At 71.7% G+C, this 13,574-nt stretch carries 9 protein-coding genes; 8 read left to right on the top strand and 1 reads right to left on the bottom strand.

What is annotated here, in order from left to right; genetic code table 11:
• Positions 1-67 precede the first annotated feature (67 nt).
• The 8 genes from P3T34_RS16540 (at position 68) to P3T34_RS16505 (ending at position 12,044) form a co-directional block, all read left to right on the top strand.
• Positions 68-2,107: an APC family permease gene (locus P3T34_RS16540; protein ID WP_280666794.1), complete on the top strand. Its 2,040-nt coding sequence runs from the start codon at positions 68-70 to the stop codon at positions 2,105-2,107.
• Between the two features lie 356 nt (positions 2,108-2,463).
• Positions 2,464-2,553: a K(+)-transporting ATPase subunit F gene (gene kdpF / locus P3T34_RS16535; RefSeq protein WP_037971201.1), complete on the top strand. Its 90-nt coding sequence runs from the start codon at positions 2,464-2,466 to the stop codon at positions 2,551-2,553.
• Position 2,554: 1 nt separating this feature from the next.
• A complete protein-coding gene (gene kdpA, locus P3T34_RS16530; RefSeq protein ID WP_280666793.1) occupies positions 2,555-4,216 on the top strand; it encodes a potassium-transporting ATPase subunit KdpA in 1,662 nt (553 codons plus the stop codon).
• A complete protein-coding gene (gene kdpB / locus P3T34_RS16525; RefSeq protein WP_280666792.1) occupies positions 4,216-6,330 on the top strand; it encodes a potassium-transporting ATPase subunit KdpB in 2,115 nt (704 codons plus the stop codon). The genes kdpA and kdpB overlap by 1 nt, the downstream gene beginning before the upstream one ends.
• 24 nt (positions 6,331-6,354) lie before the next feature.
• Positions 6,355-7,014 (top strand): potassium-transporting ATPase subunit C, encoded by a 660-nt coding sequence (locus P3T34_RS16520; protein ID WP_280666791.1) that lies wholly within the window; start codon positions 6,355-6,357, stop codon positions 7,012-7,014.
• A 101-nt stretch (positions 7,015-7,115) separates the two neighbouring features.
• Positions 7,116-9,722 carry a sensor histidine kinase KdpD gene (locus tag P3T34_RS16515; protein WP_280666790.1) on the top strand — a complete coding sequence of 869 codons (2,607 nt, stop codon included), beginning with the start codon at positions 7,116-7,118 and terminating at the stop codon, positions 9,720-9,722.
• Positions 9,719-10,402 carry a response regulator gene (locus P3T34_RS16510; RefSeq protein WP_280666789.1) on the top strand — a complete coding sequence of 228 codons (684 nt, stop codon included), beginning with the start codon at positions 9,719-9,721 and terminating at the stop codon, positions 10,400-10,402. The genes P3T34_RS16515 and P3T34_RS16510 overlap by 4 nt, the downstream gene beginning before the upstream one ends.
• 136 nt (positions 10,403-10,538) lie before the next feature.
• A complete protein-coding gene (locus P3T34_RS16505) occupies positions 10,539-12,044 on the top strand; it encodes a hypothetical protein (RefSeq protein WP_280666788.1) in 1,506 nt (501 codons plus the stop codon).
• 4 nt (positions 12,045-12,048) lie between these two features.
• Here the strand turns inward: P3T34_RS16505 and P3T34_RS16500 are convergent, their stop codons facing one another.
• Positions 12,049-13,413, bottom strand: a complete 1,365-nt coding sequence (locus tag P3T34_RS16500; RefSeq protein WP_280666787.1) for a hydrolase — start codon at positions 13,411-13,413, stop codon at positions 12,049-12,051.
• Between the last annotated feature and the right edge of the window lie 161 nt (positions 13,414-13,574).

Raw genomic sequence — 13,574 nt, 5'->3', positions numbered from 1 at the left:
TGCCGAGTCCGCTGGACCCCCGCGAGTCGATGGTCGTCTTAACGTCCTGCACGCATACGCTCGCGCTGTGTTCAACGTGCCCTCGGCGCTCAAGCGCCTCGTGATCGGTCGGGCCATGCGCAGCGAGGAGCTGGGCGAGACCCTGCTGCCCAAGCGCATCGCGCTGCCGATCTTCGCGTCCGACCCGCTCTCCTCGGTGGCCTACGCCACCGAGGAGATCCTGCTGGTGCTCACTGTCGGCGGCACCGCCCTCCTCTACCTCACGCCGTGGATCGCGGCCGGGGTGGTCGCGCTGATGGCGGTCGTGGTGATGTCGTACCGCCAGGTCGTGCACGCCTACCCCAGCGGTGGCGGCTCGTACGAGGTGGTGACCAGCAACCTCGGGCCGAACGCGGGCCTGGTGGTGGCGGCCTCGTTGCTGGTCGACTACGTGATGACGGTGGCCGTATCGGTGGCCTCCGGGGTGGACAACATCATCTCGGCGATCCCGGCGCTGAGCGACTACCGGGTGTTGATGGCGGTGCTGTTCGTCGCGATACTGGCGGCGGTGAACCTGCGCGGGGTGCGCGAGTCGGGCAAGGCGTTCGCCGCGCCGACGTACCTGTTCATCGGCGGCATGATGCTGATGATCATCACCGGGCTGATCAAGGCCGCGCTCGGGCACGCGCCGGTGGCCTCCAGCGCGAAGTACCCGATCATCCCGATCGACCACAAGAACACCCTGGCGGGCCTGGGCCTGCTGCTGCTGGCCCTCAAGGCCTTCGCCTCCGGCTGTACGGCGCTGACCGGTGTCGAGGCGATCTCCAACGGTGTGCCGGCCTTTCGGGCTCCCAAGTCGAAGAACGCCGCGAGCACGTTGGCGGTGATGGGCATCACCGCCGTGGTGATGTTCGTCGGGATCACCTGGCTGGCGCTGCTCACCAAGGTGCACAAGACCGTCGACACCTGCCAGTTGCTGGGCTACCCGGGGGACTGCCACACGGCCTCGCAGCCGACGGTGATCGCGCAGCTGGCGGCCTCGATCTTCGGCGGCGACCACAGCTTCCTCTTCTACTTCATCCAGGCGGTGACCGCGCTGGTCCTGATCCTGGCCGCGAACACCGCCTTCAACGGGTTCCCGCTGCTGGCCTCGATCCTGGCCCAGCACCGCTTCCTGCCACGCCAGATGCACACCCGCGGCGACCGCCTCGCGTTCTCCAACGGCATCATCGCGCTGGCCGTGGTGAACATGCTGCTGCTCTGGGCGTACAAGGCGGACGTCACCAACCTGATCCACCTCTACATCCTGGGTGTGTTCACCTCCTTCACGCTGTCGCAGATCGGCATGGTCAGGCACTGGAACGAGCTGCTGACCACCGAGACCGACGCCTCGGTGCGCGGCGCCGCCCAGCGCTCGCGGGTGATCAACAGCTTCGGTGCCTGCGTCACCGCGCTGGTGCTGGTGATCGTGATGATCACCAAGTTCACCGAGGGCGCCTGGCTCGCAGTGGTGGCCGCCGTGCTGCTGTTCGGGATGATGCGGGGGATCCGCCGGCACTACGACGCGGTTGCGGACGAGCTGTCGGTCGACGACCCGCACGCGGAGTCGGTGCGGCCCTCGAAGGTGCACGGCATCGTCCTGGTCTCCAAGATCCACAAGCCCACGCTGCGCGCGCTCGGCTACGCGCAGGCGTTCCGGCCGGACACCCTGGAGGCGCTCAGCGTCGCGGTGGAGAAGGAGGACACCGACGAACTGCGCGAGCAGTGGGCGCTGTTCGACATCCAGGTGCCGCTCAAGGTGCTGGACTCGCCGTACCGCGAGATCACCAGGCCGGTGGTGGCCTACGTCCGCTCGGTGCGCCGTTCCAGCCCGCGGGACGTCGTCGCGGTCTTCATCCCCGAGTACGTGGTCGGCCGCTGGTGGGAGCACCTGCTGCACAACCAGTCGGCGCTGTGGCTGAAGAGCCGGCTGCTCTTCACCCCCGGGGTGATGGTGATCAGCGTGCCGTGGCAGCTCTCCTCCTCCAGCCGCGCCGACCACCCGGCCCGCCGGGCCCCGGGGTCGGTGCGCCGCGGTGAGCCGCCGTCGCGCGACGACGTCCTGCCGAAGGCCGACAAGGTCGGCTGACCGTTGGGGACTGGCCCCCGGGGCGCGGCAGCAGGAACGGGCCGCGCACCGGGGGCCTCGGCGTGCCCGGGGGCGGTGCGGAGATGACGGTCCGATAACGCCGGTGCGGGTGGCCATCAAGGGGGCGTCAACGTTCCCCATACGCCCGTATGGACGGCGTCAGGACTCCGAAGTGGCGGCGAAACGGCTGGTTTGCTGCTTCAGCCGGCCCGCCGCCGGTGTCGTGAGGCCTAGCGGCCACCCACGGCCAGGCTCTTTATCGCCTTGGTGGAACCCATGCTCGATCTCGTCTTCGTCGGTGTCACGGTCGCCGTGTTCGCCGTCCTCGCGCTGGTGGTGCGGGGGGTGGAGAAGCTGTGAGTGCCGAGAACATCGCAGGTCTCATCGTCGCTGTCGCGCTGGTCGGCTATCTGGTCGTGGCGCTGATCTTCCCGGAGAAGTTCTGACATGGGCTCGACTTTGGCCGGCTGGATGCAGGCCCTTGCACTGGTGGGAGCGCTGGCCCTGTGCTACCGCCCCCTCGGCGACTACATCGCCAAGCTGCTGACGACCGCGAAGCACCTGCGGGTCGAGCGCGGCATCTACAGGACGATCGGGGTGGACGGGGACGCGGATCAGCGTTGGCCGGTGTATCTGCGGTCGGTGCTGGCGTTCTCGCTGGTGTCCGTGCTGTTCCTGTACGGGCTGCAGCGGGTGCAGAACCACCTGATGCTCAACCTCGGCTTCAAGGCCGTGGGGCCGCACGGGGCGTGGAACACCGCGATCTCGTTCGTCACCAACACCAACTGGCAGGACTACGCCGGTGAGGCGACGCTGGGCCACACGGTCCAGATGGTCGGCCTCACCGTGCAGAACTTCGTGTCGGCGGCGGTGGGCATCGCGATCGTGGCGACGCTGATCCGCGGCTTCACGCGCTCCCGCACCGACCGGGTGGGCAACTTCTGGGTGGACCTGACCCGGATCTGCCTGCGGCTGCTGCTGCCGCTGTCGATCGTGTTCGGTCTGGTGCTGGTCGCCAACGGTGTGATCCAGAACTTCCACGGTTTCCACGACCTGGCGACGCTGGGCGGCGACACCCAGTCGATCCCGGGTGGTCCGGTGGCCTCGCAGGAGGTCATCAAGGAGCTGGGCACCAACGGCGGCGGGTTCTTCAACGCCAACTCGGCGCACCCCTTCGAGAACCCGACCGGGTTCACCAACTGGCTGGAGATCTTCCTGCTGCTGGTGATCTCCTTCTCGCTGCCGCGCACCTTCGGCAAGATGGTGGGCGACCACCGCCAGGGCTACGCGATCGTGTCGGTGATGGGCCTGTTCTGGGCCGGGTCGGCCGCGCTGATGACGTTCTTCGAGTCCGGTCACGGCGGTGTGGCGCTGCAGGCGGCCGGTGCGGCGATGGAGGGCAAGGAGGTCCGCTTCGGTATCGCGGCCTCGTCGCTGTTCGCGTCCTCGACGACGCTGACGTCCACCGGTGCGGTGGACGCGGCGCATGACTCGCTGACGCCGGGCGGCGGCGGGGTGGCGATCTTCGACATGATGCTCGGTGAGATCGCTCCTGGTGGTACTGGTTCGGGTCTGTACGGGATGCTGATCCTGGCGATCGTGGCGGTGTTCGTGGCGGGCCTGATGGTCGGTCGTACGCCGGAGTACCTGGGCAAGAAGCTGGGCGGGCGGGAGATGAAGTTCGCCTCGCTGTACATCCTGACCACGCCGGCGATCGTGCTGATCGGCACGGGTGTCGCGATGGCGCTGGGCGGTGAGCGGGCGAATATGCAGGCCTCGGGGCCGCATGGCTTCTCCGAGGTGCTGTATGCGTTCACGTCGGCGGCCAACAACAACGGGTCGGCGTTCGGCGGTCTGACGGTGACCTCCCCGTGGTGGGACACCGCGCTGGGGTTGGCGATGGTCTTCGGGCGGTTCCTGCCGATGATCTTCGTGTTGGCGCTGGCCGGGTCGCTGGCCCGCCAGCAGCCGGTCCCGGCCACCGAGGGCACGCTGCCCACCCACAAGCCCCTGTTCGTCGGTCTGCTGTCGGGCGTCGTCCTGATCGTCGTCGGCCTCACCTACTTCCCTGCCCTGGCTCTCGGGCCGCTCGCGGAGGGTCTGCACTGATGTCCACCCCCACACTCGTCTCCCCGCCCCCCGTCCAGGAGGAGCAGGCCCCCACCCACCGGGTGGCGTCCAATCTGCTGGACCCCAAGGTGCTGCTCGCGGCGGTCCCCGACGCGATCCGCAAGCTCGACCCCCGGGTGATGGTCAAGAACCCGGTCATGTTCGTGGTCGAGGTCGGCTCGCTGGTCACCACGGTGGCCGCGATCGCCAGCCCCAGCGTGTTCGCCTGGGCGATCACCGCCTGGCTCTGGCTGACCACGATCTTCGCCAACCTGGCGGAGGCCGTCGCCGAGGGCCGCGGCAAGGCGCAGGCCGAAACCCTGCGCCGCACCAAGACCGACACAATGGCCCGCCGGCTGCTGGACTGGCCCGCCTCCCAGGCCGAGGAGTCCGTGGCCGCCACGGAGCTGCGCCTGGGGGACCACGTGGTCGCCGAGGCCGGCGAGATCATCCCGGGCGACGGCGACGTCGTCGAGGGTGTCGCCTCGGTGGACGAGTCGGCGATCACGGGCGAGTCCGCGCCGGTGATCCGCGAGTCGGGCGGTGACCGCTCGGCGGTCACCGGCGGCACCAAGGTGCTGTCCGACCGGATCGTCGTCAAGATCGCCTCGGAGCCCGGCAAGTCCTTCATCGACCGGATGATCGCGCTGGTCGAGGGCGCGGCCCGGCAGAAGACGCCCAACGAGATCGCGCTGAACATCCTGCTGGCCTCGCTGACCATCGTGTTCCTGGTGACGGTGGCGGCGCTGCAGCCGATGGCGACCTTCGCGGGCGCCCCGCAGACCATGGTCGTGCTGGTGGCGCTGATCGTGGCGCTGATCCCCACCACGATCGGCGCGCTGCTCTCCGCGATCGGCATCGCCGGCATGGACCGCCTGGTGCAGCGCAACGTGCTGGCCATGTCGGGCCGCGCGGTCGAGGCCGCCGGCGACGTCAACACCCTGCTGCTCGACAAGACCGGCACCATCACCCTCGGCAACCGCCAGGCCGCCGAGTTCCAGCCCGCCAACGGCGTCGCCGTCGACGAGCTCGCGGATGCCGCGCAGCTGTCCAGCCTCGCGGACGAGACGCCCGAGGGCCGCTCGATCGTGGTGCTCGCCAAGACCGGGTACGGCCTGCGGGCCCGCACCCAGGGCGAGTTGACGCACGCCACCTGGGTCCCCTTCACCGCGCAGACCCGGATGTCCGGAGTCGACCTCGACGAGCCCGAAGGAATCCACGCGGTGCGCAAGGGCGCGGCCGCCTCGGTCGCCACCTGGGTCACCGACAACGGCGGCACCGTCGGAACCGACGTGAGCGCCCTGGTCGACGGGATCTCCGCGGCCGGCGGCACCCCGCTGGTGGTGGCCGCCAAGGCCGGCACCGCACCCGCCCGCGTCCTCGGCGTCATCTACCTCAAGGACGTCGTCAAGGAGGGCATGCGCGAGCGCTTCGACGAGCTGCGCCGGATGGGCATCAAGACCATCATGATCACGGGTGACAACCCGCTGACCGCCAAGGCGATCGCGGACGAGGCGGGCGTGGACGACTTCCTCGCCGAGGCCACGCCCGAGGACAAGATGGCGCTGATCAAGAAGGAGCAGGAGGGCGGCAAGCTCGTCGCGATGACGGGTGACGGCACCAACGACGCCCCGGCGCTGGCGCAGGCCGACGTCGGTGTGGCGATGAACACCGGCACCATGGCGGCCAAGGAGGCCGGCAACATGGTGGACCTCGACTCCAACCCCACCAAGCTGATCGAGATCGTCGAGATCGGCAAGCAGCTCCTGATCACCCGCGGCGCGCTGACCACATTCTCGATCGCCAACGACGTCGCGAAGTACTTCGCGATCATCCCGGCGATGTTCGCCTCCGTCTACCCGGGGCTGAACCACCTGAACATCATGGCGCTGCACAGCCCCAAGTCGGCGATCACCTCGGCGATCATCTTCAACGCACTGGTCATCATCGGCCTCATCCCGCTCGCCCTGCGCGGCGTCAAGTACCGCCCCTCCGACGCCAGTTCCATGCTGCGACGCAACATCCTGATCTACGGCGTCGGCGGCCTGATCGTGCCGTTCGTCGGAATCAAGGCGATCGACCTTATCGTTCAGTTCATTCCCGGCCTGCGCTAAAGACACGGAAGGAGAACCCACCTCATGTCCAAGCCACTGCCCACCTCCATCCGTACACATCTGAGCGCGCTGCGCCTCCTGCTGGTGATGACCGTGATCCTGGGGGTGCTGTACCCGCTGCTGGTGACCGGCGTCAGCCAGGTCGCGTTCAGCGCCAAGGCCAACGGGTCGATCGTGAAGTCCGCGGACGGCAAGGAGATCGGCTCCAGCCTGCTGGGGCAGAACTACAACCTGCCGAAGAAGACTGCTGCTTCTGGTTCAACAACGGGCAACGACCCCAACGAGCAGGCGCAGCCGGACCCGAAGTGGTTCCAGCCGCGTCCCTCGGCGGCCGGCGCGGGCTACGACCCGCACAGCTCCTCGCCCTCCAACCTGGGCCCCAACGACGCGACGCTGCTGAAGGACGTCAACGACCGCCGGGCCGCGGACGCCGCGTTCGACGGCGTCGACCCGGCCACCGTGCCGGCCGACGCGCTGACCGCCTCGGGCTCGGGCCTGGACCCGGACATCTCCCCGGCCTACGCCAAGGAGCAGACCGCCCGGGTCGCCAAGGCCCGCGGCCTGTCCACCGACACGGTGGCCGCGCTGGTCGCCAAGTACACCGACAGCCGTTCGCTGGGCTTCCTCGGCGACCCCGGCGTCAACGTCGTCCTGCTCAACAAGGCACTCAGCGAGACCAAGTGAGCACAACGCAGCATGATTGACCGGCTGACCGGCCCAGGCTTTGTGCCCGGGCCGGTCGGTCCGCGTTTCCGCCCCTGTTCCCGTATTCCTGAAGAGGACTGATGGCCCGCGATCTCGCCTCCGACACCTCACCCCGGCGCGGCCGGCTGCGGGTGTATCTCGGCTCGGCCCCCGGTGTGGGAAAGACCTACCGGATGCTGGACGAGGCAAGGCGCAGACAGGAGCGCGGCGCGGACGTGGTGGTGGGCTGGATCGAGTGCCACGGCCGCCGGCACACCGAGAACATGCTGGACGGCCTGGACGTCGTCCCCCGGCTGACCCGCAGCTACCGGGACGCCGACTTCCGCGAGATGGACATCGACGCGCTGCTCGCCCGCAGGCCCTCGGTCGCGCTGGTCGACGAGCTCGCCCACACCAACATCCCCGGCGGGCGCAACGCCAAGCGCTGGCAGGACATCGAGGAACTGCTCGCCGCCGGGATCGACGTCATCACCACCGTCAACATCCAGCACCTGGAAAGCCTCAACGACGTGGTCCAGAAGATCACCGGCATTCCCCAGCGTGAGACCGTCCCCGACGAGGTGGTCCGCCGCGCCGACCAGATCGAACTGGTCGACATGGCCCCCCAGGCGCTGCGCCGCCGGATGGCCCACGGCAACGTCTACAAGGCCGAGAAGGTGGACGCCGCGCTCTCCAACTACTTCCGGGTCGGCAACCTCACCGCGCTGCGCGAGCTGGCCCTGCTCTGGGTGGCCGGACGGGTGGACGAGGGCCTGCGCGACTACCGCGCCGCGCACAACATCGACCGCGTCTGGGAGACCCGCGAGCGCGTCGTGGTCGCCCTCACCGGCGGCCCTGAGGGCGAGACGCTGGTGCGCCGCGCCGCCAGGATCGCCGACCGCACCGCCGGCGGCGAGCTGCTGGCCGTGCACATCACCCGCAGCGACGGCCTCGCCGGGGCGTCGCCGGGTGCGCTCGCCAACCAGCGCCAGCTGGTGGAGAGTCTGGGCGGCAGCTACCACGTGGTGATCGGCGACGACATCCCCACCGCGCTGCTCGACTTCGCCCGCGCCATGCACGCCACCCAGCTGGTGCTCGGCACCAGCCGGCGCGGCCGGATCACCCGCTTCCTGACCGGGCCCGGCATCGGCGAGACCACCGTGGACGCCTCCGAGGACATCGACGTCCACATGGTCACCCACGAGTTCACCGGCCGCGGCCGACTCCCCTCGCTCGGCCGCCGGCACTCCCGGGGCCGGACGATCGCGGGCTTCACCTCCGGCCTGCTGCTGCCCTTCGCGCTCACCGCCGTCCTCTCCCAGACACGCGACAGCCTGAACCTGACCACCGTCGCGCTGCTCTTCCAACTCGGCGTGGTGGCCGTCGCGTTGCTCGGTGGATCGGCCTCCGCGCTGGTGGCCTCGCTGATCGCCTCGCTGCTGCTCAACTACTACTTCATCCCGCCCATCCACACCTTCACCATCGGCGAGCCGAACAACGTCATCGCCCTGGTGGTCTTCGCGGTGGTCGCGCTCACCGTCTCCACCGTGGTGGACCGGGCCACCCGGCAGACCGTTCGCGCCGCCCGCGCCACCGCCGAGGCCGAGACGCTCAGCACCCTGGCCGGCACCGTGCTGCGCCGCCACGACGGGGGCGGGAACGGTGGCGGATCCGCCATCCCGACGCTGCTCGAGCAGTCCCGGACGACCTTCGGGCTCGACTCGGTCGCGCTGCTCTCCCGGGAGAGCGGTGAGGTGATCGCCCGCAGCGACGCGCAGGGGCAGCCCGCCTCGGCGCGCGACCGGGAGGTCACCGAAGTGCCGGTCGGGGCGGGCGCGTTGCTCATCCTCTCCGGCCGCAGGCTGCCCGCCGACGAGCAGCGGGTGCTGACCGCGTTCGCCGCCCATGTCGCCGCCGCCCTAGAGCGCGACCGACTGGCGGCGGTGGCCGCCGAGGTGGAGCCGATCAAGGCGGCGGACCGGATGCGCACCGCGCTGCTGGCCGCCGTCAGCCACGACCTGCGCACCCCGCTGGCCGCCGCTCTGGCCTCGGTCGGCTCGCTGCGCAGCCCGGACGTCGAGTTCTCGCCCGAGGACCAGGCCGAACTGCTGGCCACCGCCGACGAGTCGCTGATCAAGCTGACCCGGCTGGTCGACAACCTGCTCGACATGAGCCGCCTGCAGGCCGGCGCGCTCACCCTGCACCTGACGCCCGTCCACCTGGACGAGGTGCTGCCGCGCGCCCTGGACTCGCTCTCCGCCCCCCCGTCGCCCGCCACCACCCTTGCCGGAGACCCTGCGGGTCGCACCCCCTTTGACGCGCCCGTCCAGGCGCTCGACCTCGCCGAGGTGCCGCCGGTGCTCGCCGACCCGCCGCTGCTGGAGCGGGTGCTGGCCAACGTGATCACCAACGCGCTGCGCCACAACGCCCCCGGCGCCCCCGTGCTGGTCAGCGCCAGCGTCCACCTGGACCGCGTCGAGATCCGGATCGCCGACCGCGGCCCGGGCATCCCGGCCGCCGACCGCGCCCGGGTCTTCCTGCCGTTCCAGCGCCTGGGCGACACCGACAACACCACCGGCGTGGGCCTGGGCCTCGCGCTCTCCCGCGGCCTGGCCGAGGCGATGGGCGGAACCCTGGAGGTCGAGGACACCCCGGGCGGCGGCACCACCATGCTGCTCACCCTGCCGGCCGCCGAGGAGGGGGCATGACACACATCCTGGTCGTCGACGACGAACCGCAACTGCTGCGCGCGCTGCGGATCAACCTGCGGGCCCGCAAGTACGAGGTGGCCACCGCCGAGACCGGCGGCGGCGCGCTGGAGGCCGCCGAGCAGAGCCGGCCGGACGCCGTGCTGCTCGACCTCGGCCTGCCGGACCTGGACGGTGTCGAGGTGATCCACCGGCTGCGCAGCCGCCATCCGGCGCCGATCATCGTGCTCTCCGGCCGCAGCGGCGCGGACGACAAGATCCAGGCCCTGGACGCGGGCGCGGACGACTACGTCACCAAGCCGTTCCTGATGGACGAGCTCTTCGCCCGGCTGCGCGCGGTGCTGCGCCGCCCGGTCGGTACCGAGCCGACCGCGCAGGTGGTGATCGGCGAGCACGTGGTCGACCTGGTGGCCTGCACGGTGCTCCGGGCGGACGGCGCGGCCGGGCAGGTGCGGCTGACCCCGACCGAGTGGCGGATCCTCAGCATGCTGCTGGCCAACCCGGGCCGGCTGCTGCCCGGCCGGCAGATCCTGCGGGCCGTCTGGGGGCCCGAGCACGAGCACCGCGGCAACTATCTGCGGGTCTATCTCGCGGGCCTGCGACGGAAGTTGGAGCGAGACCCGGCCCGTCCGCGGCACCTGCTCACCGAGCCCGGGATCGGCTACCGCTACGAGCCCTGACCGCGGCGTGGCAGGGGAGGCGCTCATGATGCGTCAGGACGGGGACCCCGGTCGCCAAGGGAACGTCAGGGCGGAGCAGAATTGATCTCCGCACCCCGTCAGGGGGAGTACCACAGGGGGAAGGGACGCGCGGGCCATGGCAGCGGGAGTCAGAACGAGGGTTGCACCGGGGAAGACCTCGTCGGGGGAGACGGCGTCGGGTAGCGTCCGCAGCAGGTCCGTCCCGCAGCTGCTGCGGACGGCGCTCGGCGGCGGCTGGACCACCCCGCGCCGGGTGCGGGCGCTGACCGCGCTCTGCCTGGTCGCGCTGGTGGCCTTCGGCGCGGTCGCCGCCACCGTGCTCGGCGGCGCGCGCGGCAGCATCGACACCATCGGGCACCGGGCCGCGCCGCAGGCCGTCCGGGCCTCCGACCTGTACTTCGCGCTCAGCGACATGGACGCCCAGGCGGCCAACCTGCTGCTGGTCGGCGCCGATCCGGCCGACGCCGGACGCCGCAAGGCCACCCAGGACGTCTACGAGCAGCGCCGCGCGCAGGCCGACGGCGACCTCCAGCAGGCCACCGCGGCCGCCGCCGGGGACCCGGCGGCGCAGCGCGCGGTCGCCTCGGTGCTCGGCGCGCTGGGCCAGTACGAGGCCCTGGTGGCCCGATCCGAGCTGCTGGAGGACCAGGGCAAGGACCAGCCGGGCAAGCCGTCCGCCGACGCGCTGGACGCCTACCGGCAGGCCACCGGCCTGCTGCGCCAGCAGCTGCTGCCCGGCGCCGACCAGGTGGCGGCCGCCAGCGAGGCCACCGTGGACGGCAGTTACGCCTCGCAGCGGTCCGACCTGGCGGCCGGCTGGTGGTGGCTGCTGGCCTTCGGGGTGCTCGCCCTGCTCGCCCTCGGCGCGCTGCAGCGCACCCTCACCGTGCGCTACCGCCGGCTGGTCAGCCCGCCGCTGGCGCTCGCCCTGGTGCTCACCGCGGCCGGCCTGGTCTACGGGCTCTCGCTGGTCTCCGGGGCCGACCAGCACCTGAAGGTGGCCAAGAGCAGCGCCTACGACTCGGTGATCGCGCTCAGCCGGGCCCGTGCGGTGGCCTACGACAGCAACGCGGACGAGAGCCGCTACCTCAGCGACCCGGCCGGGGCCGCCGGCTACGAGCGGAGCTTCTTCGACAAGACGCAGTCGATCGCGACGATCGACGGCGCCGATCTGGCCGCCTACAGCGGCGACCTCAACGAGCGGGCCATGGCCCTCCAGGCCGACCCGAAGCAGGTGGGCTTCGGTGGCTACCTCGGCACGGAGCTGCGCAACATCACCTTCCCCGGTGAGCAGGCCGCCGCGGACAAGGTGCTGTCGACGTTCCAGACCTACCAGGCGGACGACCACAAGCTGCGCCTGCTGAACACCCAGGGCCGCCTCGCCGACGCCGTCACCTTCGACACCGGCAACGCCCCGGGGCAGTCGAACGCCGACTTCGGTCTGCTCTCGGACGCCTTCTCGGACGTCATCGGGATCAACCAGAAGGCCTTCGACCAGGCGGTCGCGCAGTCCGACGGCGACCTCGGGGCCGGTGCGACGACCGCTGGTCTGGTCCTGCTGCTGGCGGGCCTGGGGCTGACGCTGGTCGCCGTGCGGCCCCGGCTGGCCGAGTACCGCTGAACGATCAGTGGTGGCCGCTCTGGCGCGGGAGCGCCAGGGCGACCGTGTCCGCGAACTCGCGTACCGCGCTGGTACGGCTGACGACCCGTCCGCTGTGCACCACCAGCCGGCTGTGGCCGCCGGAGAGCGCGCCGGCCAGGCTGTCGCCGCGCACCGCGAGCAGCTCGGCCGGGAACCCGGCGTCCACCCGGACCGCGGGCAGGCCCATCAGCAGCCGGGCCTGGTGGCTGACCGCCTCGTACGCGGCGGCGCTGCTCAGCGCGCCGGAGGCGGCCAGCAGGTAGGCGGCCTCCAGCGGGTCGGCGCGGCCGACCGGGTTGACGGCGTCCCGCAGCGAGCCACTGCCGGCCGCCAGCGGCACCCGGGCCGCCGCCAGCTCGCGGACCAGACCGGGCCGCAGGCCCTCCGGGCGGCCGTCCACTCCACAGCAGGAGCCGCTCTGCGGCAGGCAGACCACCCGCATCCCGGCCGCTCGCAGCGCGGCCGCCGCGCCCTCCGTGAGCGCGTCGCACGGCCCGAGCGTGACCCGGGGGCGCAGCGGGGCCAACGCGGCCACCGTGCGGGCCAGTTTGGCCGGCTCGGCGCCCCTGGTGTGCAGATCCACCGGGCAGTCGAACTCCAGCGCCGCCTCGACCAGCACCTGCACATAGCCCGCCGGGTCCGGGTCCAGCTCGGGGCAGCCCCCGACGGCGTCCGCGCCCAGCCGCAGCGCCTCGCGCAGCGCGGCCCGGCCGTCGGCGCCGGCCGCCCCGGTGAGCAGCCGCGGGACCGCCACCGCCTGCAGCTCGGCCAGTCCGCGCAGGGCCTGGCGCGCGGTGAGCACCGCCTCCAGCCGGCGCAGCCCGTGGACGTCGCCGATCCGGACGTGGGTGCGCTGGGCGGTGGCGCCGTAGCCCAGCGAGGTGAGCGAGGCCTCGGTGACCCGGCGGATCAGCTCGGCCGGGCTCTCCGGGGCCGGTGGGCGGGCGAGCCGCGGTGCCCCGGCGGCGGGGGGCGGGCCGGGCTGAGCAGCCGCGGTGGGCGGCGGCAGCGCGGCGGAGAAGGCGGTGTCGTGATGGGCGTGCGGCTCCGCGGGGGCGGGCAGCAGCAGGTAGCCGGCCAGGTCGATCCGGGCCCCGGAGGCCACCGGGGGCACCGCGTGGGCGGCTCCGGCGGGCAGTGCGGTCTGCGGCAGCGGGCCCAGGCTGCCGACCGTGCCGACGGCCTGGATCCGGTCGCCGCTGATCCGTACGTCCACCACGCGCCCGTCGGCCAGCCGGGCGCCGGTCAGCAGCAGGACGGGGCCGTGGCCGAGGGGGTTGCCGCCGAACGGGCCGGGGCCGGGGGAGCCGGGCTGCGGTCCGTCGGTGGGTGCGCTGTCCGCGCTCATCGGCCGGCTCCTCCCAGCTGCGGTGCGCCGGTCCAGCGGCTGGCCGGCGCCGATAAAGATCACTGGCGGTCGAGCCTATGGTCAGTTCGGGTACGGAGCCGGGAGGCTCGCGCGAGTCGCGGGCGAGTCGAACGCGCAGCCTTGGCTCGCTGCTCTGTGCA

Origin of the sequence: Kitasatospora sp. MAP12-44 (assembly GCF_029892095.1) — a bacterium.
In the GTDB taxonomy this organism is placed as follows: Bacteria; Actinomycetota; Actinomycetes; order Streptomycetales; family Streptomycetaceae; genus Kitasatospora.
Note: the sequence above shows the minus strand (reverse complement) of the source record. Positions and strands in the feature narration are given on the sequence as shown.